The sequence below is a fragment of the Nitrospirota bacterium genome, assembly GCA_040754395.1.
Taxonomy (GTDB): Bacteria; Nitrospirota; Thermodesulfovibrionia; order Thermodesulfovibrionales; family SM23-35; genus JBFMCL01.
This window is the reverse complement of the sequence record JBFMCL010000017.1, coordinates 25789-51755: the sequence shown is the minus strand read 5'-3', so window position 1 is coordinate 51755 and position 25967 is coordinate 25789. Positions and strand designations below refer to the sequence as shown.

The window sequence follows — 25967 nt, the reverse complement described above, 5'->3', positions numbered from 1 at the left end:
CACAGCGGCATTCGCTGAAAATCCCCGCGCACGACATGTCCTTCTGTTTCTGACCATTTAACCCCCGTTTTACACAAGATACAAACACAAAAGAACATGGGAGCAGCAGTGCGATTTCGTGCATATACACCTGTTGACTCTGAACTCGTTCAGATACATATGAGACGAAAATGACTTTTCTTCCTTTCTTTGATATACTTTTTGTGTTGCGCATCATACTCTCGAATACAGAATTCCCCCTCGCCGGCTGCAGGGGATATGAAGTCCGGCACTTTTTATACATAGACGAAAAATGGCATATATCTCAGAGAAGGAGCTCATCGAAACCGCAGTAAAAATCAGATTACTCATCCTGGATGTGGATGGTGTGCTCACTGACGGAAGCATTATCCTTGACAACAGCGACAACGAGTATAAAGCATTCTATGTACGCGACGGGCATGGAATAAGGATGCTCCAGAAAGCCGGCGTGAAAGTGGCATTGATAACCGGCAGATACTCAACCGTCGTTGAACGAAGGGCAGCGGAACTCGGCGTGCAGGACGTTTTCCAGAGATCTTTCGACAAGAGAGTTGCGTACCGAATAATCGCCGAAAAATATTCCGTCAGAGACAGCGAGATAGCATATATCGGGGATGATATTGTCGACATCCCTGTATTGAAACTGAGCGGACTTCCTATTGCTGTTGCAGATGCCGACGTTGAGGTAAAGCCCTTCGTAAAGATGGTAACCAGGAACCGGGGCGGCAGGGGTGCTGTCAGAGAGGTATGCGATTTACTCATCAAAGCAAAAGGACTATGGAAGGATATTTTTGATGAGTACTCTCAGACTTAATCTCCCGACCTTACTCACACTCAGCAGGATTGTCCTTATTCCGGTTTTCGTATTCACCGTTTACCCGCATCCTGTGTTCGGAGCATTCATTTTTGGCATCGCCTCGTTGACAGACTTTCTTGACGGGTATCTTGCAAGACGTTCCGGCGATATCACGAAATTCGGCATTATTCTGGATCCTATTGCAGATAAATTCCTGGTGATATCTGCGCTTATCGTTCTGGTCGACATGGAGAGACTGCCTGCATGGATAGCGATCATAATCATAGTGAGAGAATTTCTTGTTACAGGACTCAGGGCGGTTGCTCTTTCAAAGGATATAGTAATCCCCGCAGAGGTCGGGGGGAAAATAAAGACAACCCTGCAGATCATTGCCATACTCTGCCTCATACTGAAGAATAGTCTCTTTGGGATAGACCTCTATGATATCGGGATCGTCCTGATCTGGGCAGCGCTGATTCTGTCAATAATTTCGGGAATCCGCTACACAATATCTTTCGGGAAAAAGATATGAGGCCCCCTCTGTGTTGAAGATTTTTCTCCTGTTAATCGCCGGTTTCCTCCTCGGCTCTATCCCCTTTGGTATAATAATAGCAAAGCTGAAAGGAGTTAATCTCAAGAAGGTCGGGAGCGGCAATATCGGTGCGACAAATGTATTGAGGTCGCTCGGAAAATGGCCTGCTGCCCTGACCCTGATTGGAGACATCCTTAAGGGAACCATGGCGGTCGTAATCGGAAGGCTTTTTGAGGTTGAGTCAGGCATTGAAGGCCTCATCGGCATCTCTGCAATCCTGGGACATAATTTCTCGGTTTTTCTGGGATTCAGGGGAGGCAAGGGAGTGGCCACAAGCATCGGAGTTCTGCTTGTATATGCTCCGGTCGCTGCGCTCCTGACTCTCGTATTATGGCTTACGGTCGTATTTCTGACAAAGTATTCGTCCTTGGGGGCAATCGTTTCTCTAGGAATTCTGCCTTTCACTTTCCTGCTTATGTACCCGGGAGAAAGAGAAAAACTCATCATCGCGATATCCATTGCAGTGATTATCCTCGTCCGGCACAGGGATAATCTGCAGCGGCTCATGAAAGGCACGGAACGGAAAGTTGGACAGCGGGAATGAGAAAATTCATCCTGTGTTTTTTCTTCCAGCTTGTTCTCTGTCTTCCCCTTGTCTGCACCGCAGAAGACATCCCCGAAACCTATGAACAGCAGCTTGACAACGGAATAATCAATTCAGAGCCTCTCTCTTATCTCCTCATCAGGGAATCAAGGGAAACCCCGCCCGAAAGAAAAAACATTCTGAAAGACGCCCTGCGCTATTCACCTGATCTTCCTGCTGTGTACTTTGAACTGGCAAAGGCAAGTCTGAGTTACAGGCCCCGGAGTCTGTTCAAGTCCGTCGATTATACATTACAGGGTATCGCAGCGTATGAGCGCAATTTCTGGTGGACATTCATGCTGGCGTCTTCACTTCTTATGAGCCTTATCCTCTCCTTCGTGATCGCTGTTTTCATCATTGCAATCATAAGAACAATCAGGGATATCCCCCTGCTTTCCCATGAGATAAAGGAGGACCGCGCAAAACTTCTGCTTCTGCTGGTATTCGTATTCTCAATATTCGGACCCCTCTATCTGCTTGGCAGCCTGCTCATTCTGATCAGCTTTTACCGGCGAAAGTGGGACCGGATCGTTCTCTATCTCTACCTCATATTTCTTCTCTGTGCCCCGCTGGTCTTCAAGGCTGTCTCCACAATTATCAGTGCGCCGACTTCCGCCGCGTTACGGGCTGTCATAGAGGTCAATGAGTCAAGAGGAAACAAATACGCACTCTCGCTCCTCAAAGACAGCAAGGACCGCACTGAACTTTTCTCGTACGCCCTTGCGCTGAAGCGGGAGGGCAGATACCATGATGCCATAGTTGCGTACCGGGACCTGATTACCTCAAATCCGGACTCAATCATTTACAACAATCTCGCAAACTGCTATGTCGCAATCAACGATATCGAAGGGGCGAAAGAACTCTATGCAAAAGCAGTCGGCAGCAAACAGCTGCCGTCTTCCCTGTACAATCTCAGCCAGGTTTACAGAGAGACGCTCGATTTCGACAAAGGAGATGAATTTTTTCTGGCTGCCCAGAGACTTGACAGCAGGGCTGTTTCAACATACCGTGCAATCGCCAGCCGTCACCCGAACAGGTTCGTCGTTGACGAGAGCATTCCCCGGGACACTCTGTGGCGGTATTCTCTCAATAAGGCACCATCGACAACCACCATGGGGTTGTCCATAGTACCATTACTCTTCATGCCCGGTGTCGCGCTCGTTATGATAGCATTGTTCTTTATCCTCGACAGACAGCTAAAAAACAGGGCTTACAGATGTAACAGGTGCGGTAAAATTCTATGCAACAGGTGCGAGAAACATATTCTGTGGGGACGCATGTGCCTGCAGTGCTACCGGTCACTGGTGAAACTCGATGAGCTTGATGCAAAGGAAAGAATTTCAAGAATTCTTACTGTCTACGATCACAGAAAAAAGAAGAGAAATACTATCAAGCTGCTCTCCCTGATACTCCCCGGCGCAGGTCAGATATACTCGGGAAGCATTTTTTCCGGCCTCCTGTTCCTGTGGCCTTTTCTGTTTCTGCTCCTGACCCCGGTAATGAATTCCATATTCATGATTGAGATGTCGGCATTCTCGCATATATGGGTAAACGTTTTGGCGGTATTGCTGATCATTTTCGTGTATTTTATCTCGAATGTTGTAACACGAAGGAGGATTGCAAAAGGGTGGCTTTAGAAGGTTCCCTGAGAGATTTTGGTCTTGCTGACATTCTGCAGCTGATTTTCTTTCAGCGCAAGACCGGTGTTCTGACCCTCGAAGGAAAAGTGGACAAGGTAAGGCTTCTGTTCATCGATGGCAACATCACAGGGGCCGAATCCAAGAGGAGAATAGAGGCGAACAGACTCGGGAAAGTGCTTGTAAAAAAAGGCCTTCTGCGGGAAGAAGACCTTCGGACAGTACTTGACGAACAGCGGAGCTCACATACGAGGATGGGAAACATCCTTGTGAAAAGGGGGATTGTCAGGAAAGAAGACATCGAAGAAATACTGGTCGGCCAGATCAAGGAAACGGTCATCCAGATATTTAACTGGAAAGAAGGCACCTATGAATTTAATCCCCAGGCTGTCCCGGTCGACAGGGACATCCCGATATCCATTGACACCCAGCATCTGCTTATGGAGGGGCTGCGGATAATTGATGAATGGGCTGTTATCGAGGGGAAAATAACTCTCGACACAATATTCATACAGACTGCGGCAAGCGCCGCAGAACTCCCTGAAGAGGAAAGCGATATTCTCTCTCTGGTCGATGGAGAGAATGATGTCAGCACCATTATCGACATATCGGGCAAGGATGATTTCTCTGTCTCGAAAACTCTTCTCACACTTCTTGAAAAAGGATTCATAGAACAGAAAGAGGTTTTACCGGTTGTGAAGGAAACTCTTCTGAAAGAAGAAAAAAAACCGGTAATACCATACCGCATTCTTCCTGTCGCAGTCATTTTCATTGCCTTTCTGCTTTCCTTTGCCTCTTTCTTCCTGGATCCTGGCCACATCTTCAAGAGGTTCCGTGCCTCTGAGACAATTGACAATCTCAGATTCATGACAGAAGTCTATAAATTCGAACACGGCGTGTATCCCGAAACAATCGATGCAGTGTCCACAATACGTGACCCCTGGGGGAATCCATTCATCTATACACATAACGATTATACGTTCATTATCATGAGTGCCGGCAACGATGGAGCAGAAGGCACATCAGACGACATTTACTAGTCATGCTGCTGGATGCAATTATGAATCGTCATTTTAAATCCGGGATTCTCTCCGTACGAAGCATTCCGCAATTCTCAGTTCGTACTGAGTCCGATATGCCATGATGCCTCTTGATAAAGATCATGATTGACAGGAGCGCCGTTGTCCTCCTGAGCGGAGGGATAGATTCCTCAACAACACTCGCCATCGCAAAATCTGAAGGTTTTGCAGTCCATGCCCTCAGCTTCGATTATCATCAGAGACACAAAAGGGAACTCCATTCGGCGGGACTGGTTGCCTCTGCCCTCGGGGTAACACAGCATCTTACCATACAGTGCGACCTGAGAGACATCGGAGGCTCTGCCCTGACATCCGACATAGAAGTGCCAAAGAACGCGGAAAGGATAGTGTCCTCAAGCAGCATCATCCCTGCGACCTATGTTCCTGCCCGTAACACGATCTTTCTGTCGTTTGCCCTCGCATGGGCAGAGGTGCTGAAGGCAGAGCACATTTTTATCGGGGCAAATGCCGTAGACTACAGCGGCTACCCTGATTGCAGGCCAGAATATCTCAGTGCTTTCGAGAAAATGGCAAATCTGGCCACGAAGGCCTCTGCCGAGGGAAGCTTGATGTTTACCGTCAGAGCGCCTCTTCTTTCCATGAAGAAGGGAGAAATAATAACAACAGGGCTTGCATTGGGGCTCGACTATTCCCTGACATGGAGTTGTTATGATCCGCAGCCCGGCCCAGACCGACTTCACGAGTCAATGAAAGATTTGTTTCCTGATCGTGACCCTTCGCTTTCTGCGCTGTCACCCTGCAGAAAATGTGACAGCTGTATCTTCAGAGAAAAAGGTTTTCAGGAAGCAAGTGCAGAAGATCCTCTCATTACGGACTGAACCCATGAACTCATCCTCCGGGAAAATCATCCGACTCAGGGGGCATCATCTCATATGTCTTCATTTTTTCAGCGGAGAGGGATATAATGCTGAATTTATCGCAAACCTCCGTGCGCTTCTCGACCACGCAAAGTCCGGCATCGAGATACACGTATCGCCGGGTGCTGATGATGTCTGCAGAGCATGTCCTTCGCTCCGAAATGAAGCCTGTTTCCATGAGGCTGATGCTGAATCTCTCATTCGCGAGATGGATGCGACTGCACTGCGCCTCATGGGTCTGAGCTGTCAAAGCCGTATCACGTGGCAGGAAACAGAAAAGATGCTGCCAGAGATATTGCGACACTGGGCAGGAAAATATTGCATGGAGTGCTCATGGAAACGCATATGCGAAAGGAACCGCAAATTCTCTCTCATGCTGCACCCGGAGCAATCCTAAGTGCCTATGCGATGAAACCGCTGAAAATAAACTTCGATGAGATACAGAAGGCAATGGAGGATGTCTCAAGGGATTCTTTCGAGTATTTTCTTGATCTGGAGACAGGTGAAGTGCTGTCGTTTTCGGAGGAAATCCTTTCAGAAGTCAGGTCGCGGTTATATGACGGCGATTATGAAGACATTGAAGAAGATATAGAATATATCGAATTTGATGAAGAGCCCGAAATACCTGAATGGATGGAAGATGAAGTGGAACTGGCACTGGAGATCCTTCTTGATGAAGAGGAGAGATATGTCCGCATACCGGAAAGAGATTCTTTATCGGCGCATACAGACATGACCAGCTTCACAGAGACCGTCGAAGACCCTCTGCTGAGGAATCAGCTCACTGAAGCCCTGAACGGGAAGGGGGCCTTCCGCAAGTTCAAGGATATCCTGATCAGACATCCGAAGGAAAGAAAACGATGGCACAGGTTCAACGCAAAGGCAATGCAGCGGGAAATCCTTCAATGGCTGCATTCAGTGGGAGTCATTCCTGAATCATAGTCCGGGGGATTGTGCAACGGCTCCCCTGCAAGATGTCTGAGATGCGCATCTCCGGATTCTGGCATATGCCGGCTGCATATTCTCTCACTGTCCAGCCTGCGGAAGAGATGGCTTCTCAATTCCTCTTTGCACGAAAAAAAAAGCTGGAGAATTTCTTCTCCAGCTCCTTAAAAAACATGCATACGCGTGTAAAGGAAACTTATTTCTTCTTTGCGGTCTTCTTTGCGGTTTTCTTTGCAGTCTTCTTTGCGGCCGGTTTTTTTGCAGCTGCTTTCTTAACTGCCACTCTCTATGCACCTCCTTTCTTCACTCTCAACAAAGAGAATATTTTTTACCTTATCTAATTTATATAAAATAAATTACTTTTTGTCAACACAAATATCACTTTATGGAACAAATAATGCTTTTTTGTAAACAATCCGCAAATGTCTGAAATTGGCAATTCCGGAGCATCCGGTCAGAATACTCCGGCGCCCTGTGCGACAAAACCCGCCGATCACTTCCGTGTTGCGGAAATCAGCACTGAATCGTCACAGAATCTCTCGCGAATGTCTTCAAGCTTTGCTTTTGAAAGCCAGCTTTTTATCTCCTCAGGAGAATAGCACCTTCCGCTCTCCGTATTCACCAGCATATTCACGGAGAAGAGAGCGCCCTGCAGGGGATGTGTTCTTTCCCTGTGAATATAAAACTCCTGGACAGCTACTCTTCCGCCTTTGCTCAGTGACTGTCTGCACTTTCTCAGCAGCTTCTGATTTTCCGCAACCGAGTAAGCATGCAATATCTGGCTGACAAAAACAAGGTCATAGCCTTTGCCGATATCATCAACCATGAAGTCACCTCCTACCAACCTGATACCTAGTTTCCCGTGATTCCCGATAATTTTTTCTGCAACATCAATCGTCTCCGGAGAATCAAAAAGAGTTACGTTCACCCCTCTCTTTGCCATTTCGATTGCATAGGTTCCGGGGCCTCCTCCCAGGTCGAGCGCATTTCTCACTCCCGTCAATCCGACCAGCCGCAGAATTTTCCCGGCTTTCATCGATGCGAGGTTATGCATCCCCATGATAAACGCTTCATGGTCGCGTTCCCTGCGGCAGGGCTTACCGGTTTTCACCACCTGATCGAGCCCTGACCAGTTTTTCCAAAGGGCATCTGCATGGCTGATGATATCACCCTGATAATAGGGCTTTCCCTTCACCAGGAATTGCATAGCCATATCCGAATTGCTGTATCTGCCATGCTTTTTTACCAGAAGGCCGAGTCCGGTAACGGCATCAAGGAGGATTTCCGTTGCCCTCGGATCGGTTTGAAGGATCTCCGCAAGATTCTTCGCGGACCGCGGCGTCGAAAGATGATCAAATAGCCGGTAATGATTTGCGGTCATAAGCACCCGTGATGCCCTGAACGCACCCCAGATTTTTCTTAGCTCCCCTGCGTTCTCCGGAACTCCTGATCTCATTCAAGTCCCATCTTTTTTAATGCCTCATCCGCTGCATCCTTAGTTGCCGGCGCTTCCTCCGGGAGGTAAAGCATTACTCCTCCTTTTACCGGCCTGACAACGATCTTTCCTTCCTGGGCAAGCCTGTTGGTGACCTCTACAGGGCTTTCTCCCTCAAAATATTTCTTGAACGCGTTGTTAAACCCCGAATATACCGTATGAATGCCCTTATACCCTTCTTTCCTCAGACTCATGATCGCCTTCTTCACAAACTCTTCGTGACTAAGTTTCTCTGACATGGAGACTCCCTCCTTTTTTTGATCCTTATGTTTTTCCCATATAAAGGAAACGCGCTATATCCCGGCACCTTCTCAGGTTCCCGCTATACGCCATATCCTATGACATCATTCCAGCAGGGCTGTTTCATCAATTATTCTCTCATCATACTCTGCAGTTTTCTGCTTCCGTATCTCATCTATCTTCTTCAGAGGCCTTTCGAGCATATTGCTCCGGGTTGTTATGAGCATATCATATTCTTTTTTTGCTGCATCCAGCCGTTCGCCCATAATCCTGAATTTGTCCTTGTAGGACTGCCATTGTTTCGAAAACTCGCTGAGGAGTCTGAGTATTTCTGAAGCGGTGCGTTCCAGGTTGAAGTTCTCCGCTGCCTGTCTGATAACCGCAAGCACGGCATAAAGGGTAAATGGTGAACAGAGAATGACCTTCTGCTTCAGCGCATCATCAATGAGCGTGGTGTCAGCTTCATTGATAAAGCTGTAGACCTGTTCATTCGGGATGAAAACAATGACATAGTCAACCGTATTTTCAGAAGGGTTAATGTAATCCCGGGTTGTCACGTGTTTTATCATGATTCTGGCATTCCGCAGGAGTTCTTCCCTGTAACGCTTTCTTTCATGCTCTGTTTCCGCATTGAGGTAGTGGACATAATTATCAATCGGAAATTTTACATCCATATTGATCTTCAGGTTGTTCGGCAGAAGGAATGTATAGTCAGGCCTTCCTGCAGAGGTATCAAGGGTCTTCTGTTTCATATAGTTTATCCCCTCTGCCATTCCGACAAGCCTGATGATATCCTCTGCCATCCGCTCTCCCCATTCCCCTCTTTTCTTGGAACTTGCAAGAGTATGGCCGAGCCGGTCAGTCGTATCCTTCAGTTTTAAGGTGACTTCTTCATGTTTCTTGATGAGGGTGGAAACCTCCACAAATTTCTCTCCGCTTATTTTCCCCACGTCCTCAATCCTTCTCTGAACCTCGGACAGCGTCTTGCCGATCGCCTCGATATTCTGGTCTATAAGCTCTTTTTTGCCCTCAAGCTCTTTTTTCCCTTCCGCGGCTTTGGTCTCCAGAGCTTTTTCGGCAAGTCTCAGGAACTCTTCCGAGTTCCTGGAGAGCGCATCCAGGGAGAGGGCCTTGAATGTCTCGCCGAGTCTGCTCTCCATTTCCCTGAATCGTGCGATCTCCTCATGGAGATGCTGCTGGGATTCTTCGTATTTCGCTTTCAGTTCTCTCTCTTCATCAAGTTCCTCCTGCATCAGGGCGATCTGCGTATCCTTCTGCTGGACCTGCTGCCTCAGCTCTTCAATCCTTGCCTCCGCTCCGCTTGCCCTCTCTTTAAGGTCGGCAATCTCGCTGGTATGGGATAATCTGATGCCCGCGATCTGCTCCATATATTTTTTCTGCTGGCGGGATGAGGCAATAAGCCATATACCGATTCCCCCGATTACCAACCCCAGAACAGATAACACGATGGTTAAGTTCATTGTCTCACCTCAGACAACCGCCACACATGCTTGAAGCAGTGTCGGGGAAAATTCAGCTTTTTCTGAGGAGAAAATCTGCCAATTCCTGACGGGACAACCACGCATGTCAGTAAATGCCATGCTCTGCCTTATTCCCCTTCTTGCAAGATCATATCTTTTCATATATCCACACCCGTCCGCCGTTCCTGATTTCATCTCCTCTTTTGACAAGACGCTTTTTATGGAGATTCAGCAACCGTGTGCCGCTTGTATTCATTTCGAGCTTCATTGTCTCTGACAGCTCTTTGGCGGTCATCGTGCCTTTCTTCAGGATCAGCATCAATGTCTGACTGAGGTAGTTATTCAGGCTTCCCAGCAGCAGCTTCCTGCCATCCCGCATGTACCCGATAACTGCAAGGGCCTTGCGTTCCATGGCGACCTCGATATTTTCCTTTTGATTGTCATTGAGTCCTGTGAGAACGATATATCTGTCACCGTACTCATCGCTGAGGAGTCTGGATATGAGTTTTGCGACTATCTCGTCAGCACACGAATAATCGATGATGCCGATCTTCGAAAAATCGAGCGCGATAACCGCCCCGTCATTTTCCTTCAGAATACTTTTTTCAATACGATCCCGTATGATCTTTCCCGAGTGCCGTGTGACAAGATCTGAGGAACCGTTTTTTAATTCTTCCTTCAGAAAGTCATAAAGGTTATAGTCAATCATATGACATTTGTCAACTTTTTCAATATTTCTCTAAAAAGCAGATTAAAAAATGCCATAATTATTTATGAAAAAACCAATTTGAAGCGTCATCCATGTCTTCATCAGTTGGTGTCCCATAAGGCATTAGTAACCTTTCCGGGTGTTGCAAGTAACCAATATTTTTTAATTTTTTTTGAACATTGTTGATCTGTATAATTTTTTTCTGGGCACTTTTAGCATTTTTTGCCACCTCTTTAAGGTGCTGCCATGATCTCTTCGTGCTTATGTAAAGCAGGATTAACCAGTAATCACTCATTGTGAATAATTCTTCTACTCTGCCTTGTTTAATAGGGATACTCATAGATGTCCATAATTCTTTCCCTGTATAAGGTATCCGCTGAACGAGATTTAACTTTTTTCCTCCACATATATCAGCATAGGCCTTTTCAAGCTCAATATAGTTATTTATATAGCGTTTTTCAGTGAGAAATTTATAAAAATCGTGGAGGTTGCCAAGAAATCGTTTAGCGTTTGGTAGATTCAGATTATATTCTTTGCTTAAAACATGACTATCTATCCATTCAAGGCAAACACTATATTCCCAGTATAGAAGCTTTGAAAGATCATGATGCTCTGACCTGTCCTGATAAAAGGAAAATGCCTTGATATCGCTCCATATTTCCAGCAGATCATTAGAAGATTTCCCCAGAGATTCAATGTGTTTAAAATATTCTTCAACCCAAACTTGTTTTATATCAGATTCACGGGCAAGTGATTGCTTATAATATCTTCTTATTTCCTTAAAAACATTCACATCAAACCCTAATTCAATGTTGTATCAAAGTCTTGCCTGAATTGAAATTCACCAATTTTTCCCAATCAACCTTCCCATCGATACAAAAAACATTCATAAAATCCAAAGTGAATTTATTGACAATTTGTGCATATGCGATCAAGAATTCTTCATTTCGTTCTTTTGCCTTATGTCCGAGAGGTTCGATAATCTCAGTATATAAATTTTCATTGCCAGAAATAAGCTCCCAGAATCGTTGGCCACAATACTTAAAATAATCACCTTTGTCAGGCCTATTATCACGACCGTAACAACAACCATTAATTGACTGAACATTTATTGTCGAATTACTTGTGCGAAGAATCTTTTTTGCTTTTCTAAAATTATCCTTCAGTTTAATTACTTGCTGACTATTACCCCAGTTTGGCCCTGACTTAATTGCAACAATATAGTGGAATTTATTCTTAGAGAATTCCAAATCAATTCCTTCAGCAGATGACTTCTTGCCTCCATATACTTTTTCACAAATGAATATTGCAAGTCCCTCTAAAAAATCACCGAAGATTGTTTCTTCCTGAGAAGAAAGATGGGCATCAAGAAGTGGTTTAACTAAGTCTTGAGCTGTATGAATATTTTTAGCCTTAAATAAATAGGGATTTTTCTTTTTTAGAATCGTTGATAGTTTTAACTCTTCAAGGTTTTGCAACCTTTTCGCATGAAAAGTACTTATATTTTTCTCAATGTATGCGATTACTTCTCTTTTTTCGATTCTTCCCATACTTTGCCTGCCTTTCAAAAAGTAACATGCTTTTATAATTATTGACTTCATTGCTAACCATTTCGTAATAATCTTTTGATATGTCAATTCCGATAGAATTACGTTTCAGTCTATTAGCAACTCTTGTCGTTGTACCTGATCCAACAAATGGGTCCAAGACCCAATCACCTTCTTTTGTAAACAGTTTTATAAACCATTCTGGTAAGGTTTCAGGAAAAACCGCACTATGATTTCTATTAGAGCATTCAGTTGACATGTGAAGCACATTCGTTGGATAGACATTCTCCTTATTCAACCAATTTGCGATTTTTTTCCCGAAACCGCTACCGACTTTTGAGTTGTCTCTAACCATATCAGTCTCACTTAAGTTCCTTAATCTTGATTTGGCCCATTCACCCATTGGTATCATGACTTCTTCCTGATACATATTAAATTTTCTGCTTTTGTTAAACTGTAACAGCCTTTCCCAAGAATCCCTAAATCTATTAGGCCACTTGCCAGGATAACAATTTTTTTTATGCCATATAAACTCCTCAGTCCATAACCAACCTTGTTTCCTCATTTCGAGAATAATTTCAATCACGTATGTATGCCTCTCACCATTAACAACTTTTTCTTTAATATTCAAAATAAAAGTGCCATCTGGTTTTAAAACTCTTAAAAGTTCTTTACTTATTGGCAAAAACCACTCTACATAATGATCAGGTTTTATCCCCCCATATGTCTCGTTTCTGCTATCTGCATATGGTGGCGAAGTAACAATCAAGTCTATAGAATTTTCATGCATTTCTTTTAAAATTTCTCTACTATCACCTAAGATTATTTTCGTGTCTATTATTTTCATAAATCGTACCTTTTTTAGAATTATGATTCAATTGATTCAATTGAATCATAATTAATTATATTTGTCAAGACGAAAAATTATAATGATATTGTTTCAACCGGGAAAGAATGTCTGGACAAAAAGAACTGCTTTATACCCTCCTCAACTACTCCTTGCAAAGGAGGTATAAGGAGGGATCACCCCTCTGTCTCAGCTTCCCCTTCTGTGATCTCAACCCTCACGAGGGCAAGGATTGCCGTATGAGGCACGATCAGGTATTTTTTCCCCTCGAATTCAATCTCGACCGCCGAATCCTTCAGGAAGATTGCATAGTCACCTTCGTGTGCCTGGAGCGGAATATACTTCACTTCTTTTTTCGCGCCGGCAGCCCATGGCTCTTCCGAACCTCCCGGCTCATGCACGGCATACCCGGGCCCTGTCTTTACCACATATCCGCCGACCACTTTCTCTTTTTCCTTCACTGTGGCCGGGAGGTAAAGTCCTGAACTGGTCTTGTCCGTTCCCTCATCCGGTTCTACAAGGACTCTGTCGCCGACAATGATCAGGTTTTTCTTTGCTTTCATAATATACCTTTCGCGTTTTCGCATCCTGTCTTTCCTGCATATTGACACAGATTGCAACTTTTTGTGCATTACCGACTCTCGCGGCGTAATCAGAGAAGATTTGCGACACACCGTGAAGACAGGATGTCCATATATCGGACATTTGTGATATAGGTATATTGTAAACCATGCTCTTCAAAAATCGCCCTATTATTTATACTTCAGGCAACATGATGCTTATCTGCGCGCCGGGCAGGAATGCAAGGTTTGCTTCGCGCGCCTTTCCGCGTGCCCAATCGGGGACAATGGAAAGCTTTGCCGTTCCTGAGCGGATGGAGAGTTTTCCATTCCACTGGGTCACAAAACGCCTGACCGCAGATAAACCATGTCCCCTGCCCTTATCAGCGAACCGGGAAGCACCGTGGAGAAGTCCTTTCTCTATGGATGCAAGATCATTCTTAAGTGAAAAACGCTCTGACAGCGATTTTCTGAACCCTATTCCGGTGTCCATAACCGCAATCTTCACCACGTTTCTGCTGAGGTTATGGAAATGATATTTCTGTATGCCCACAAAACCTTTGTATCCGCTGTGTTCGATAATATTCTGGCAGACTTCTGAGAGGGCAACAATAAAACCATTGATTGCATACTCATCATAATTGAGGTGTCTGGCAAGGATTGAACGGCTGCGTTCTTTCACCCTCCCCACAATGAAATGGATGTCATCTGACTTTTCTATCGGGGTAATCTCAAGCAGAACATCGGTATAGGAACTCCTGAGATATTTTCCTGCAAACGCAGGACATGCCGGTTCAAGGGTGAAATATCGTGCTGCGAGCCGAAAGAAATTCATCCTTTCCAGATATTTGAGCACTTCCTCTGAATCCGGAAGGCAAACGGTCTTTTGAATATGCGCAGATTTGAACAATTCCCCCAGTTCAAGAAGCCCTATCATTCCATAAGGATCAATGAATGCAGCCGTGCGAATATCAATGACTGGTGATTTCTTAAAATTGTTCATGACCTGTTCGAAGGTGTCTTCTGTTATTTGGGTCGCCATTCCTTAATGGATGATTCAGCGCAGCGCAAGCGAAACAAGTTTTTCAGGCACTCTCTGCCCTATTGAGATATGCTACCACACACCCCTTACAGCTCATATCCCTCGCCTTTTTCGGGGATATGCGTTTTGAACCTGAATTTCTCCTGTACCAGTTCCCCGAAGGAAATCGCCACATCTTCTTCACCGTGCACGACAAAAACCTCCGGCGAATCATTGAAGCATGAAAGCCACCTGATGAGTTCAGCCTGGTCCGCATGAGCGGAAAATCCGTTTATTGTATAGACAGTTGCCCTTACCGCAATCTCCTCACCGAGTATCTGAACGGTTTTTTCTCTGTCAACAATTCTTCTTCCCAGGGTGCCGGTTCCCTGATAGCCAACGAATATCACACTGCACTCCTGCCTCCAGAGGTTGTGTTTCAGATGATGCCGTATCCTCCCGCCGTCACACATTCCACTTCCGGCGATCACGATGATGCCTGACCGTACCTTATTCAGTGCCATCGAATGCTGGACGCTCTGCACAAAATGCAGTTTCAGGGAATCACCGAATTTTTCTTCCGTAAAACGGTTCATTGCCTCTTCATCAAAAACTTCAGGATGTGCCAGATATACCCTGGTCACCTCTTCCGCAAGAGGGCTGTCCAGATAGACATCGATTTTGTACAGTCTTTTCTCCCTTACCAGGCCGTTTAAGATATAAAGCAGGTCCTGCGTCCGTCCTACGGCAAATGAGGGGATGTAGACATTCCCGCCTTTTTTGAACGTCCTCTTAATGGCTTCGACCAGTTCGTCGATACTGTCCTTCAGAGGCTTGTGCAGCCTATTCCCGTATGTCGATTCCATAATGATATAATCTGCCTGGACCGGGGTCACAGGATCCCTGATAATCGGATTCCCTCTCTTTCCGATATCGCCGGAAAAGATTATCTTTTTTTCTTTTTCACCGTCCCGGAACCAGATTTCCAGGGTACCGGAGCCAAGAATATGCCCCGCGTCCAGAAATCTGTACCGTATGCCGTTCCCCAGATGAAAGATCTTCTCATAGGGTTTCACGTCAAAAAGCGGGATCACCTCTTTTACATCCTCTGCAGTATACAGAGGCTCCCGAGGCGTTTTTCCCGCTCTCATGCTTTTTCGCGCAAGCCATTCTGTATCGTTTTTCTGCACATTCGCTGAATCGTAAAGCATCAGTTCGAGGAGGTCTCTTGTGGCAGGGGTTGCAAGAATTCTGCCTCTGAATCCTTCCTTCACAACCCTTGGAATCATCCCGGAATGGTCCATGTGCGCGTGTGTCACAAAAATATAATCGAGCTCCCCGGGCTGAAATCCGAAGGCAGCCCTGTTCACTTCCTCGTCCCCTTCGCCCTGATACAGACCGCAATCAACAAGAAACCTGAGATCATTGCACTCAAGAAAAAAACATGAACCGGTTACTGTTCTCGCACCGCCAAGGAATTTGATCTTCATTTACAGTCCGTCACAGATCGTGTCAGGCCCTTTTTCCCCGAGCACTGTTTCAGGGGTCAGCATCCACTGCAAGGCCCATGTGTTGTTCCCGGCCCTCTCAAGACACACCATGCCTGCCATCCTGAAAGAGACAGCATTCCTGTCCGGGTTTCCGCAGATGAGCAAAGAAGCAAGCCGTGCAAGATGCGGCAGATGCCCGACAAGAATAACGCTGTCAGAATATTTCGCAAGACGTTCTGCCCAAACCCGGGGGTCGTCAAGAGGCGAAAGGCTGTCCGTCTCAGAAATACCTTTCAGGGGCTTCAGATGCGCAAAAAGGATTTCTGCTGTCTGCCGTGCACGCAGCTTTGTGCTGTGGAGTATCGCATCAACCCCGATGCTGAGACGTGAGACAGAGGAGGCGACCTTTTGGATATCCTGCAGTCCTTTTTCTGACAGCGGCCGTGAAGGGTCCTGATCCTCCCCTTTGGCTTCTGCGTGCTGCACAAGATAAATATTCATGTTCCCCTCCATTTCTATTGCACTTCTCCGCTGAAATCAATCCTTTCCTTCTTATACCTTATATACTCGACCAGGCCGACAAGACTGCCCGCTGCAGCAGTGACAAACCAGGACAACGAGATAGCTGCTGCTGCTTCCGGCCTCACCCCGATCAGGCCGAGAAGTACCACAAACGCCCCTTCCCTTACCCCGAGACCAGAAATGGATATGGGGAGCGTCGAAACCAGGATAATAATCGGCAGAAAAACGAGAAAAGCAAGGACCGGGACACGCTGGCCTATCCCGAGTGAAAGAATATAGACCGCCAATATGCCGGAAAACTGCACGAAAAAAGACCACAACACGGTTTTCCTGATAACCCCCTTCTGGTTCCGGTACAGAGAGAAATAGCTATAGAATTCCGACAAAAACTTTATCCTGTGGCCGATTCGCAAACCGAAGAACAAAACACTCCCGATGACGAAAGACAGGATCGTAACAGGAAGAATCCAGACAACGGGCGATCCTTTCACGTAAACGTATCCGAAAGGAAAGGCTGCGGCACATATGGTAATCAGCACGACAAACCCGATATACCTGTCCATGAAAATGGAAGCAAGGGCAAGGCTTCCCCTGCCGGTTGCCCTGAAGAGATAAAATCCCTTCACTGCGTCACCGCCGATGATACCCGGAAGGAACGTGTTGAAAAACGATCCGATCATGTACAGGGAAAAAAGCTTCCCCAGTCCGATTCCCCCGGGCAGAAGCAGCCTCCACCGCAGGGTCGAAAACCACTGGGCCAGTATATAGAGAAATATCGCAGCGACAAAAGCAGCAGGCTTCATGCTGGTCAAAGTCTCAAGCACCTGTTTCAGCCCTGTTTTTGCTATTACTATATACAGCAATACAGAGCTTACGGCAAGCTTGAGAAAGACGAATGCTATTTTATTTGCTTTCGGGGCCAAGGATCTTCTTAATCACATAGATTGGTTTTCTCTGGCTTTCATGATATACCCGCACAAGCATCTCTCCCAGCAGCCCCATGCCGATGAGCTGGATTCCCACGATAACCAAAAGCGCACCGAGCAGAAGAAGTGGCCTTCCCCCGATATCATGATGAAAGAGAATTTTATCCACTGAAAGATAGAGCAAAATCAGAAATCCGAGAAAACCGCTTGCAACCCCCACAGGGCCAAAAAACTGGATCGGCTTGGTGGAAAAACTCTGAAGAAATTTTACTGTGATCAGATCCAAAACGACTTTCACTGTCCTGGATATGCCGTATTTTGATTTCCCGTGTATCCTGGGATAATGAACGGTTTCAACCTCCGCTACCCTCACTCCGTACCAGCTGGCAACTGCCGGAATAAACCTGTGCATTTCCCCGTAGAGTTTGAGATTCTTGATCACTTCCCGCTTGTATGCCTTCAGCGAACATCCGTAATCATGGAGTTTCACGCCCGTTACGTTGCTTATCAGCCAGTTCGCAATTATCGAAGGGAGTCTCCTGGAAAAAAACGGGTCTTTCCTCTTTTTTCTCCAGCCGCTGACAAGGTCGTGGTCCTTAATGAGTTCGAGCAGTTTGGGGATATCCGCAGGGTCGTTCTGCAGATCGCCGTCCATGGTCACCACGACATCTCCGCGCGCGAAATCAAACCCGGCGGCAAACGCCGCGGTCTGTCCGAAATTGCGCCTCATGCTCAGGACCATGACATTCTTATCCCCCGACTGAATCTCTTCCAGCAGAGGGAGCGTACGGTCTGTGCTGCCGTCATCCACAAAAATCATTTCGTATTCTCTTTGCAGGGGATCAAGCGCTCTCTTCAGCCCGTCGTGAAGCAGCCGGATATTCTCCTCCTCATTGTAGACCGGTATTACCACTGAAAGTGTCATTAGTATGTCTCCGGGTTTTCCTGCTTCAGCCCCTTGAATGCATAACATATGAACAGGGAATAATCCCTGATTTTATCACGCTTTTTAGTATAAGCGGTAAACACCTTTTTCTCAACTTTTTCAAATGCTCCAGCAACTTTCTCCGGCATTCCGGTATCCCCCGTCCTGACAAAGATCGCATCCTGGTGACGTTTTTCCTCCAATCCCGGCCAGAGGTCATACTGGTTCATCCTCCGGTCAAGATTAATACAATATGTCACCGGATTCCCTTTCACATAAAACGCAAGTTCGCTGGCAACCTGGTATTTGTCGGAAAATATGAAGACTTTATTGTTCGTGGACATCTTTTCATATATTCCTGTAACCTCGTCACCAAGCTGCTCCCATCCCCTGAGCCTCTCTGTCGGATCAAGCCTCCCGGGAATGCCGAGCATCGACGGGTAATGGGCTACAGCGGTTACGGTCAGGCTGAGGACAATCGCCGTTGCCAGAAGAATTTTTCCCGCGTTTCCTCTCCGGAATAACACCGCCGAAAATGCACAGAATGCAATCACGCCTGTGATATAGCCTGGCAGTGCCCAGTTCGCCTGGACCTTTGCCTGCAGGCTTTTCAGCAGAAAGAACAGAATCACAGGGAAGGAAAACCAGAAGAGAAAAGAGCCTTCCTTTTTGCTTTTCGTTCGCCACAATGAGATTCCCATTATGATCAGGATGAGTGGGGTGAGTACCCCAAGCTGCGATCCCAGGAACTCGAAAAAACTCCTGAGGGATAACTGCATGCCTTCCGCAATATGCGCCTGCCCGGCAGTATGCCTGAATGTGACCCAATCATTCCCTGCGTTCCAGAGTATCACCGGACTGAAAACCGCCAGGCTGATGATAAAAGCTGTATAGGGCCCCTTTGACAGGAAAAGCGTCCTCTTGTCCTGATTCAGCAGGAGGAAGAGAAAAGCGCAGAGATAAAAGAACGCCATGGTGTATTTCGTCAGCATCCCAAGCCCTACAGAAAGACCGAGGAGACACCAGTACAGCATTGAGAGATCAGAATTCCTTTTCCCTATGAGAGGGGACAAGAGGGAATGGGATTCCACACCGCTGTGCTGTGCCCGCATTCCCGGCAGAGCCTGCCAGAATAAATACAGGGAGAGTATCCAGAAAAAAATAAACGGGGAATCAATCGTAAATATAACGCCATAGGCCGAGAAAAGGGGGATGATCTGGAAGAGAATGGCTGAAAAAAGACCGACATCAGGATTATAGACATGCCTGCCGAGACTGTAAAGCAGAAGGCTGCTGAGACCGGAAAAGACGACAGCCATAATCCTTACCCCAAACACGGTATCTCCGAAAATGCCGGTCCCGAGATGGATAAGATAGGCGATCATCGGCCCTTTTGAGTAATAACTCATATCGAGCCTTCGCGACCATTCCCAGTAATGGGCTTCATCAGGGCTCAGATCCAGTGGTCCATGCAGAATGTAATAGATCCTGAACAGGCTCATACACAGCAGAAACAGGAGCAGGACGGTGGTATGCGGTTTTTCCAGAAACCTCTGGGAAGACCAGTGATATATCTTAATCGAGGCAATCGCAAAAAGTATCCCGATGATTGATCCTGTAAAGATATCCGAGGGATAATGCACACCGACATATACTCTCGAAAATGCCACAAGACATGCGAGGATAACAAAGGCAATCCGGAGTCTGCTCCTGAGCAGCACATAGAATGGCGTCGCAAAGGCAAACGCATTGACCGCATGGTTTGACGGCATCGAAAACGATTTGGAGCAGTTAATGAGCAATCTCACCCCGTAAAGATCATTGCACGGCCTGATGCGCTCGATAGCATATTTCAGGGTATTTGAAAGCCAGTCAGCGATAAGCAGTGACGCAAATGCAAGCACAAACGCGATGATCGCATGTTTTCTCTCTTTCAGAAGGAACACAAAAAAAAGCGGCAGGAAAATAAGATACGACTTATTCGTGAGAAACGGCATAAGGATATCGAGGAAATGATTCTGGAGGTCTTTATTGACAAAGAAAAAGAGAAGCCTGTCTGCTTCAGCAAGATTCATGAGGCCTTTGTCCGGCGTGCATCATTTGGGGGTTACCGTCTTTTCTGTCCATTGAATGATCTTTTCCACCATAGCCTCTATGGTTGCCTCTTCCGGCATGATGTGGACCCGGAGTCCGGCTTTCTCAACAGCACCCGCGGTAACCGGACCAATGACCGCGATAGCCACCCCCTTCAGCAGCTCTTCAGCGTCTTTCCCCATGATTTCCCTGAAGTTGTCAAACGTTGCTGCACTCGTGAATGTGGCAACCGAAATTCTTCCTTCACGCAAAAATCTCCTCAGCCTTTTCCCGTGAGCTTCGGGTTTAACGGTTCTGTACGCTGCAGGCACATCGATTGTTCCGCCCAGTTCCCTCACTTTATCCGGAAATATTTCCCTCGCTTTCTCTGCGCGGGGGAGAAGAAACCGCATATCTTGCAGAAGTTGTCCCCTGCTCTGGTTCTTTGCGCCCTTCTCTTCCAGGAATGCGTCTATAAGACCTTCTGCGCGGTATTCGTGTGGGATCAGGTCCAGCCTGATGCCGTATTTTCTGACTTCCTCAGCAGTCTTTGTCCCGATGGCACATATCCTGACTCCATGGAGGTCTCTGATATCCCTGTCTCTCTCGAAATACCTCCTGAAAAAGAATTTGACACCATTCCTGCTCGTAAATACCAGCCAGTCATATGCGGGGATCCTGTCGATAGCAGCATCAAGTTCGTCGTATCTTTCCGGGGGCACAATCTCTATGGTGGGGAATTCGAGAATTTCGGCGCCGAGTTCTTCAAGACGTTCAAATCCTTCGGCGTGCTCCCTCGTCACCAGTATCCTGTGGCCGAACATCGGTTTTTTTTCATACCACTGCAGTGTCTTTCTGAGCTTTACCACATCACCGACAACCATTACTGCAGGAGGTTTTATCTCCTTTGCCTTAATGATCTCCGATATGTTATGCAGCGTCCCGGTAACCGTTGTTTGGTCAGGCCTCGTGCCCCATCTGATTACCGCGACCGGGGTATCCGGCGAGCGCCCGTTCTCAGTCAATTTCTGAGCGATAAGGTCAATGTTTTTCACCGCCATGAGAAAGACAAGCGTGCCGACGCCCGTTGCAAGCTTTCCCCAGTCTATGGCACTCTCTTTTTTTGTTACGTCTTCGTACCCGGGAATGACCGCAAAGGATGAAGAGAAAAGCCTGTGGGTTAACGGAATTCCCGCATATGCAGGTGCAGCAACAGATGAACTTACGCCCGGGACAATCTCGAAATCGATTCCCTCCTTTGCCAGCTCTTCAGCCTCTTCACCTCCGCGTCCGAACACGAAGGGGTCTCCGCCCTTCAGCCTGCAGATAACCTTCCCTTCCTTTGCCTTACTGACAAGGATATCGTTGATTGCTTCCTGTGTCATGGTATGATGCCCGCCGCGTTTCCCCGCATATATGAATTCTGCATTATGATTGATGTAATTCAGAACCTGCGCATTCAGGTGGAAATCGTACACCACAACATCGGCCTTCTTGAGACACCGCAGGCCTTTCACCGTCAGAAGTCCGATATCACCGGGTCCTGCACCGACTAAAAATACTTTTCCTTTCACACTGTTTCCTCCTGATTGGACATGTAACATATTATCATACCATACCGCCACATATGCCTCACCCGCACAATTGATAAGTCTTTAGCCATATTATTCATAAAAATGGCAATAGCGGCTGAGGACAGAGTATTTGCAATGAGAAAAAATACTCTGTCCTCAGCAGAATCAGAAAAATTCATGACTAATAAGGGCTAGATATGGACAGGACATGAAACAGGAGCCGGTTTTCAGCTGATATTCATGTTGCTGGTCCCTGCTGGTTTTATTCCATAAAATCAACGGACACTCAGACTGACAGAATCTTCCGCGGAGTCACATTCCGGGGGGATTTCACGTATCTTACGCTTAAGGCACAGAATAGTTGCTGCCATATTATGGCCGCTCTGAGGAGAAAGGGGATTCCTTTGCTGTCTGACGGAACAATAAAATGGTAATGCGCCTGTTCCCTGCGTCTATTTTGGATTCATTGCTTCTCTGAGGGCCTTGCCGACCTTGAAATGCAGAACCCTTTTCTCGGGGACATCAACCTTCTCTCCGGTTTTCGGATTTCTGGCCCTTCTGGGCTTTCTGCTCTTCGGCTTGAAGTTACCAAATCCTCTTATTTCAATTTTTTCGCCTCTGATCAATGCATCCTTTATGCTGTCAAACACGGTATCGACAACAATCTCCGTCTGTTTTCTTGTCAAACTGCCGATTCTTTCTGAAACCTTTTCGATGAGTACGGACTTAGTCATATTCCCTCCTAATCATTAAGGTGTGAATAAATATTTAATTTTCACAGACGGAAAGATATCCGCCAATTCTTCAGGCACTGTTTCCCGCAACAGATTTATGAGAGACAATTTTTCTTTTTTCGTGACGACAACAGGTTCTCCCTTAATGCCGGAAAGCTTTGCCGCAGCTTTTACCGCATCCTCAAGGTTTCCCAGTTCGTCAACCAGTCCTGCTGCCAGAGCCTGCTCACCGGTATAGATACGTCCGTCAGCAATCTTTTTGACATCTTCACGGAGCATCTTCCTTCCTTCCGCAACCGCGACAATAAACTGATCGTGCACATTATCCATCACTCCCTGAAGAATCGCTCTTTCTTCTTTTCCTATCCCGCGAAACGCTGATGCGATATCCTTGTGCCGGCCGCTTTTCACTACCTCTGTCTTGATGCCGAGTTTATTCATAAGCCCCTGAAAATTGGGTATTTCCATGATGACGCCGATAGACCCCGTAAGTGTGCCGGGATTCGCGAGAATTCTTGTTGCAGGCGATGCGATATAATAGCCTCCCGAAGCAGCGATAGATCCCATGGATACTACCACCTTCTTTTTCACAACCGCCTTTCTCACCTCTTCATATATCTCCTGCGAAGGCGCTACCGCGCCTCCGGGGCTGTCAATACGCAGCACAACCGCTTTTACCGAAGGATCTTTCACATACTCTTTCAACTCTTCGATCGTATTCTTGGAATCGAGGATGGGGCCCTCAACGCGAATGACCGCTATCCGCTCGCCGATAGGCAGATTCTTCTGCAGCATAACAAACAGCAGGCTGATAAAAATCATTACGATGAATAAGATAAGAAAGACCAGAAGGACTTTTTTCACTCTTCAGCTCTTTTAATATGTTTCATGCTCAATCCGATTTTTCTCTCTTCGCAATCTATTTTTATTATCCTCACAAGGATATCATCGTTCGTTTTTATGCTCTCCTCGATCTTTCCGGATGCAGGCCTGATTATCTCGGAAGAGTAAATCAGGCCTTCAACACCGCTCTCAAGTTCAACAAAGATCCCGAAATCGGTAATTGTCAGCACTTTGCCTTTCATCTCGGCGCCGAGCTTGAATCTCTCGGGGATGTCATATACCCACGGGTCGGCTTCCGTCTGTTTCAGGCCGAGCGCCATTTTCTCCGATTCAGGCTCCAGACTCAGGATAACCGCCTCGACTTTTTGTCCCTTTCTGAGCACTTCAGAGGGATGCTTAATATGTTTAGTCCATGACAGGTCGGAGATGTGAATAAGGCCATCGACACCCTCGGGAAGGCCCACAAACACCCCGAAATCAGTGATCGTTTTCACTTTCCCGGCGATCTTCTGCCCTGTGATGTAACGTTGTGCGACTATTTCCCACGGGCTCGGTTTTATCTGCTTGATGCTGAGAGAAAGGCGCCTCTCATCCTTATCGACCTTGAGCACAATGGCCTCGACAGTCTCGCCGACTGACAGGTATTTTGAAGGATGCTTTGGCCGTGAAAGCCAGTCGATTTCGGATATGTGCACAAGTCCTTCAAGGCCCTCCTCGAGCTCAACAAACGCGCCGTAATCGGTGATGCTTACTACCCTGCCATTCACCCGTTTGCCAACCGGATATTTTTCATCAACAACAGACCACGGGTCGGGCTTTTTCTGCTTGTATCCCAGGGTGACCTTTTCATGTTCCTCATCGTATTTCAGGACAAGAACCTCGATATCCTCTCCGACTGTAAAAAACTCGGACGGATGGTTTATCCTGCCCCATGAGATATCGGATATATGCAGAAGGCCGTCGATTCCTCCAAGGTCGACAAACACCCCGTAATCGGTGATATTTTTTACGGTGCCGTGCATGAGCTGCCCTTCCTTGAGCCTTTCAAGGGTCTTTACCTTTTTCTTCTGTATTTCTTCTTCGAGAATCGTTCTCCGTGACACAATCACATTCGAAAGCTTGTTGTTCAGCTTCAGCACCTTGAATACTGTTTTCTTTCCGATCAGATTGTCAATGTCCTTCACAGGCTTCACATCGACCTGGGAACCGGGAAGAAATGCGTTTACTCCGGAGATATTGACGGTAAATCCACCTTTCGTTTTTCCAGTTATTTTTCCTTCAACAGGGGCACCTTCGCGGAGGGCATTTTCGAGGTTTTCCCATACCTTTATTTTTGTTGCGCGCTCCTTGGACAGTCGTATCATCCCCTCGGCATCTTCAAGTTTTTCGACATACACATCAATGCTTTTCCCTGTTTCCAGAGTCTCGATATCTTCCTGGGAAAATTCCTCAATCGGAATAAACCCCTCTGATTTATACCCGATATCAACAATAACCCCGTCCTGCCTCAATGCCAGTATTTTTCCTTTTAAGATCGTCCCTTCCTCGATGCTGTGAAAGGTCTCAGCATAAAGCTTTTCCATTTCCTCGTTTCTAAGTTCCACGAAACCGTTACCCTCCTATATCCCTAATTCTTTTTTCCACCTCTTTTATAATCCACCTTGGGGTTGATGCCCCGGCTGTGATTCCGACTTTTTTTGCATTCCTCAGGTACTCTGTCTGTATTTCGGATGAGGTTTCGATATGATACGTCGGGACTGAAAGAGATTCACAGAGTTTTGTCAGCTGAGTTGTATTTGCACTGTTTTTGCCGCCAACCACAAACATCACATCAACCTTGCTGGCCATGCTTTCTGTTTCCTTCAACCTCAGGGCTGTAGAATTACATATTGTATTATATACTTTAACCTCTTTTGCATGTTCAATGGCAACGGACAGAACTCTCTTTAATGCTTCAAGAGGCTGAGTTGTCTGAACTACTATCCCTACCTTATTTTTCAGTTTTGGCAACGGCGATTTGCTGTCAACAACAAGGGTATCGCCCTTTGCATAGCTCATAAGGCTTATTACTTCCGGATGGTTTTTCTCTCCCAGAATAACCACCTGGTAGCCTTCTTCATTAAGGAGTTTAGCATAATACTGTGCCTTTTTTACAAATGGACATGTCGCATCGATCATCTCAACCCCTCTGGAAGCTATCATCTCTGACAGTTCAAGCGGGACCCCGTGTGTTCTGATAATCAATGCCTGTATATTTTTTTTGGCTCTGATACTGCTAATCGGGATAATTCCCTCGCTCCGCAACTGTTCCACAACCTGCGGGTTATGAATTATCGGGCCGAGGGTATACACCCCCTTCCGTTTTTCCCTCGCAAGCCTGAAGGCAATATCAATTGCCCTTTTCACACCAAAACAAAAGCCGGCCGTCTTTGCAACAAGTACTTTCATA

The 25967-nt window shown here is 46.5% G+C and carries 27 protein-coding genes; 8 read left to right on the top strand and 19 right to left on the bottom strand.

All coding sequences use genetic code 11. The features are described from left to right. Window positions 1-292 precede the first annotated feature (292 nt). The 8 genes from AB1552_09680 to AB1552_09645 all read left to right on the top strand — a co-directional run bounded on the left by AB1552_09680 (window position 293) and on the right by AB1552_09645 (window position 6528). Window positions 293-835 carry an HAD-IIIA family hydrolase gene (locus AB1552_09680; protein ID MEW6054040.1) on the top strand — a complete coding sequence of 181 codons (543 nt, stop codon included), beginning with the start codon at window positions 293-295 and terminating at the stop codon, window positions 833-835. Continuing rightward, the gene (gene pgsA / locus AB1552_09675; protein ID MEW6054039.1) at window positions 816-1349 is read left to right on the top strand and encodes a CDP-diacylglycerol--glycerol-3-phosphate 3-phosphatidyltransferase; all 534 of its coding nucleotides are present in this window, start codon (window positions 816-818) and stop codon (window positions 1347-1349) included. The genes AB1552_09680 and pgsA overlap by 20 nt, the downstream gene beginning before the upstream one ends. 10 nt (window positions 1350-1359) lie before the next feature. Then, a complete protein-coding gene (plsY, locus tag AB1552_09670) occupies window positions 1360-1953 on the top strand; it encodes a glycerol-3-phosphate 1-O-acyltransferase PlsY (protein ID MEW6054038.1) in 594 nt (197 codons plus the stop codon). Beyond that, window positions 1950-3629 carry a tetratricopeptide repeat protein gene (locus AB1552_09665; GenBank protein MEW6054037.1) on the top strand — a complete coding sequence of 560 codons (1680 nt, stop codon included), beginning with the start codon at window positions 1950-1952 and terminating at the stop codon, window positions 3627-3629. Before plsY ends, AB1552_09665 begins: the two co-directional genes overlap by 4 nt. After that, a complete protein-coding gene (locus tag AB1552_09660; protein ID MEW6054036.1) occupies window positions 3620-4669 on the top strand; it encodes a DUF4388 domain-containing protein in 1050 nt (349 codons plus the stop codon). Before AB1552_09665 ends, AB1552_09660 begins: the two co-directional genes overlap by 10 nt. A 122-nt stretch (window positions 4670-4791) precedes the next feature. After that, window positions 4792-5547 carry a 7-cyano-7-deazaguanine synthase QueC gene (gene queC / locus AB1552_09655; GenBank protein ID MEW6054035.1) on the top strand — a complete coding sequence of 252 codons (756 nt, stop codon included), beginning with the start codon at window positions 4792-4794 and terminating at the stop codon, window positions 5545-5547. 4 nt (window positions 5548-5551) lie between these two features. Beyond that, the gene (locus AB1552_09650; protein MEW6054034.1) at window positions 5552-5983 is read left to right on the top strand and encodes a DUF1284 domain-containing protein; all 432 of its coding nucleotides are present in this window, start codon (window positions 5552-5554) and stop codon (window positions 5981-5983) included. After that, the gene (locus AB1552_09645) at window positions 5920-6528 is read left to right on the top strand and encodes a UPF0158 family protein (GenBank protein MEW6054033.1); all 609 of its coding nucleotides are present in this window, start codon (window positions 5920-5922) and stop codon (window positions 6526-6528) included. Before AB1552_09650 ends, AB1552_09645 begins: the two co-directional genes overlap by 64 nt. 496 nt (window positions 6529-7024) lie before the next feature. Here AB1552_09645 and AB1552_09640 read toward each other — a convergent pair whose 3' ends face one another. The 19 genes from AB1552_09640 to ispH all read right to left on the bottom strand — a co-directional run bounded on the left by AB1552_09640 (window position 7025) and on the right by ispH (window position 25966). After that, window positions 7025-7987 (bottom strand): methyltransferase, encoded by a 963-nt coding sequence (locus AB1552_09640; GenBank protein ID MEW6054032.1) that lies wholly within the window; start codon window positions 7985-7987, stop codon window positions 7025-7027. Then, a complete protein-coding gene (locus AB1552_09635; protein ID MEW6054031.1) occupies window positions 7984-8265 on the bottom strand; it encodes a hypothetical protein in 282 nt (93 codons plus the stop codon). Before AB1552_09635 ends, AB1552_09640 begins: the two co-directional genes overlap by 4 nt. 105 nt (window positions 8266-8370) lie before the next feature. Further along, window positions 8371-9747, bottom strand: coding sequence for a DNA recombination protein RmuC (rmuC, locus tag AB1552_09630; protein ID MEW6054030.1), 1377 nt, complete (start codon window positions 9745-9747; stop codon window positions 8371-8373). A 148-nt stretch (window positions 9748-9895) separates the two neighbouring features. Then, window positions 9896-10456, bottom strand: a complete 561-nt coding sequence (locus AB1552_09625; GenBank protein MEW6054029.1) for a DUF4325 domain-containing protein — start codon at window positions 10454-10456, stop codon at window positions 9896-9898. A 58-nt stretch (window positions 10457-10514) separates the two neighbouring features. Beyond that, window positions 10515-11249, bottom strand: a complete 735-nt coding sequence (locus AB1552_09620) for a hypothetical protein (protein ID MEW6054028.1) — start codon at window positions 11247-11249, stop codon at window positions 10515-10517. A 13-nt stretch (window positions 11250-11262) separates the two neighbouring features. After that, the gene (locus tag AB1552_09615) at window positions 11263-12006 is read right to left on the bottom strand and encodes a PmeII family type II restriction endonuclease (GenBank protein ID MEW6054027.1); all 744 of its coding nucleotides are present in this window, start codon (window positions 12004-12006) and stop codon (window positions 11263-11265) included. Next, complete coding sequence (locus AB1552_09610) at window positions 11966-12850, bottom strand: site-specific DNA-methyltransferase (protein MEW6054026.1); 885 nt, start codon at window positions 12848-12850, stop codon at window positions 11966-11968. Before AB1552_09610 ends, AB1552_09615 begins: the two co-directional genes overlap by 41 nt. A gap of 176 nt (window positions 12851-13026) precedes the next feature. Then, on the bottom strand, window positions 13027-13437 hold the full coding sequence (locus tag AB1552_09605) for a co-chaperone GroES family protein (protein MEW6054025.1): 411 nt from the start codon (window positions 13435-13437) through the stop codon (window positions 13027-13029). A gap of 169 nt (window positions 13438-13606) precedes the next feature. After that, entirely contained in the window at window positions 13607-14452 is an 846-nt protein-coding gene (locus AB1552_09600) for an ATP-binding protein (GenBank protein MEW6054024.1), read from the bottom strand. Window positions 14453-14538: 86 nt separating this feature from the next. Next, window positions 14539-15921 carry an MBL fold metallo-hydrolase gene (locus AB1552_09595; GenBank protein MEW6054023.1) on the bottom strand — a complete coding sequence of 461 codons (1383 nt, stop codon included), beginning with the start codon at window positions 15919-15921 and terminating at the stop codon, window positions 14539-14541. Continuing rightward, window positions 15922-16422: a phosphohistidine phosphatase SixA gene (sixA, locus tag AB1552_09590; GenBank protein MEW6054022.1), complete on the bottom strand. Its 501-nt coding sequence runs from the start codon at window positions 16420-16422 to the stop codon at window positions 15922-15924. A 14-nt stretch (window positions 16423-16436) separates the two neighbouring features. After that, a complete protein-coding gene (locus AB1552_09585; GenBank protein ID MEW6054021.1) occupies window positions 16437-17366 on the bottom strand; it encodes a lysylphosphatidylglycerol synthase transmembrane domain-containing protein in 930 nt (309 codons plus the stop codon). Then, window positions 17347-18294 carry a glycosyltransferase family 2 protein gene (locus AB1552_09580; protein MEW6054020.1) on the bottom strand — a complete coding sequence of 316 codons (948 nt, stop codon included), beginning with the start codon at window positions 18292-18294 and terminating at the stop codon, window positions 17347-17349. The genes AB1552_09585 and AB1552_09580 overlap by 20 nt, the downstream gene beginning before the upstream one ends. Continuing rightward, window positions 18294-20369 carry a glycosyltransferase family 39 protein gene (locus AB1552_09575; protein MEW6054019.1) on the bottom strand — a complete coding sequence of 692 codons (2076 nt, stop codon included), beginning with the start codon at window positions 20367-20369 and terminating at the stop codon, window positions 18294-18296. Before AB1552_09575 ends, AB1552_09580 begins: the two co-directional genes overlap by 1 nt. Window positions 20370-20390: 21 nt before the next feature. Continuing rightward, window positions 20391-21941 carry a uroporphyrinogen-III C-methyltransferase gene (cobA, locus tag AB1552_09570; protein ID MEW6054018.1) on the bottom strand — a complete coding sequence of 517 codons (1551 nt, stop codon included), beginning with the start codon at window positions 21939-21941 and terminating at the stop codon, window positions 20391-20393. 452 nt (window positions 21942-22393) lie between these two features. Beyond that, window positions 22394-22675: an HU family DNA-binding protein gene (locus tag AB1552_09565; protein MEW6054017.1), complete on the bottom strand. Its 282-nt coding sequence runs from the start codon at window positions 22673-22675 to the stop codon at window positions 22394-22396. 15 nt (window positions 22676-22690) lie between these two features. Further along, window positions 22691-23539: a signal peptide peptidase SppA gene (gene sppA, locus AB1552_09560; protein ID MEW6054016.1), complete on the bottom strand. Its 849-nt coding sequence runs from the start codon at window positions 23537-23539 to the stop codon at window positions 22691-22693. Beyond that, window positions 23536-25122, bottom strand: a complete 1587-nt coding sequence (locus tag AB1552_09555) for a 30S ribosomal protein S1 (protein MEW6054015.1) — start codon at window positions 25120-25122, stop codon at window positions 23536-23538. The genes sppA and AB1552_09555 overlap by 4 nt, the downstream gene beginning before the upstream one ends. A 7-nt stretch (window positions 25123-25129) precedes the next feature. Beyond that, window positions 25130-25966, bottom strand: coding sequence for a 4-hydroxy-3-methylbut-2-enyl diphosphate reductase (ispH, locus tag AB1552_09550; protein ID MEW6054014.1), 837 nt, complete (start codon window positions 25964-25966; stop codon window positions 25130-25132). Window position 25967 lies beyond the last annotated feature (1 nt).

What these genes read in the sequence shown, in the direction of transcription:
- AB1552_09645 (MEW6054033.1), top strand. Translation starts at nt 5,920, where the DNA reads ATGGAAACGCATATGCGAAAGGAACCGCAAATTCTCTCTCATGCTGCA.
- AB1552_09595 (MEW6054023.1), bottom strand. Translation starts at nt 15,921, where the DNA reads ATGAAGATCAAATTCCTTGGCGGTGCGAGAACAGTAACCGGTTCATGT.
- AB1552_09625 (MEW6054029.1), bottom strand. Translation starts at nt 10,456, where the DNA reads ATGATTGACTATAACCTTTATGACTTTCTGAAGGAAGAATTAAAAAAC.
- AB1552_09680 (MEW6054040.1), top strand. Translation starts at nt 293, where the DNA reads ATGGCATATATCTCAGAGAAGGAGCTCATCGAAACCGCAGTAAAAATC.
- AB1552_09610 (MEW6054026.1), bottom strand. Translation starts at nt 12,850, where the DNA reads ATGAAAATAATAGACACGAAAATAATCTTAGGTGATAGTAGAGAAATT.
- queC (MEW6054035.1), top strand. Translation starts at nt 4,792, where the DNA reads ATGATTGACAGGAGCGCCGTTGTCCTCCTGAGCGGAGGGATAGATTCC.
- AB1552_09650 (MEW6054034.1), top strand. Translation starts at nt 5,552, where the DNA reads ATGAACTCATCCTCCGGGAAAATCATCCGACTCAGGGGGCATCATCTC.
- AB1552_09615 (MEW6054027.1), bottom strand. Translation starts at nt 12,006, where the DNA reads ATGGGAAGAATCGAAAAAAGAGAAGTAATCGCATACATTGAGAAAAAT.
- AB1552_09635 (MEW6054031.1), bottom strand. Translation starts at nt 8,265, where the DNA reads ATGTCAGAGAAACTTAGTCACGAAGAGTTTGTGAAGAAGGCGATCATG.
- pgsA (MEW6054039.1), top strand. Translation starts at nt 816, where the DNA reads ATGAGTACTCTCAGACTTAATCTCCCGACCTTACTCACACTCAGCAGG.
- AB1552_09575 (MEW6054019.1), bottom strand. Translation starts at nt 20,369, where the DNA reads ATGAATCTTGCTGAAGCAGACAGGCTTCTCTTTTTCTTTGTCAATAAA.
- AB1552_09640 (MEW6054032.1), bottom strand. Translation starts at nt 7,987, where the DNA reads ATGAGATCAGGAGTTCCGGAGAACGCAGGGGAGCTAAGAAAAATCTGG.
- sixA (MEW6054022.1), bottom strand. Translation starts at nt 16,422, where the DNA reads ATGAATATTTATCTTGTGCAGCACGCAGAAGCCAAAGGGGAGGATCAG.
- AB1552_09565 (MEW6054017.1), bottom strand. Translation starts at nt 22,675, where the DNA reads ATGACTAAGTCCGTACTCATCGAAAAGGTTTCAGAAAGAATCGGCAGT.
- AB1552_09600 (MEW6054024.1), bottom strand. Translation starts at nt 14,452, where the DNA reads ATGGCGACCCAAATAACAGAAGACACCTTCGAACAGGTCATGAACAAT.
- ispH (MEW6054014.1), bottom strand. Translation starts at nt 25,966, where the DNA reads ATGAAAGTACTTGTTGCAAAGACGGCCGGCTTTTGTTTTGGTGTGAAA.
- AB1552_09665 (MEW6054037.1), top strand. Translation starts at nt 1,950, where the DNA reads ATGAGAAAATTCATCCTGTGTTTTTTCTTCCAGCTTGTTCTCTGTCTT.
- rmuC (MEW6054030.1), bottom strand. Translation starts at nt 9,747, where the DNA reads ATGAACTTAACCATCGTGTTATCTGTTCTGGGGTTGGTAATCGGGGGA.
- AB1552_09580 (MEW6054020.1), bottom strand. Translation starts at nt 18,294, where the DNA reads ATGACACTTTCAGTGGTAATACCGGTCTACAATGAGGAGGAGAATATC.
- AB1552_09605 (MEW6054025.1), bottom strand. Translation starts at nt 13,437, where the DNA reads ATGCGAAAACGCGAAAGGTATATTATGAAAGCAAAGAAAAACCTGATC.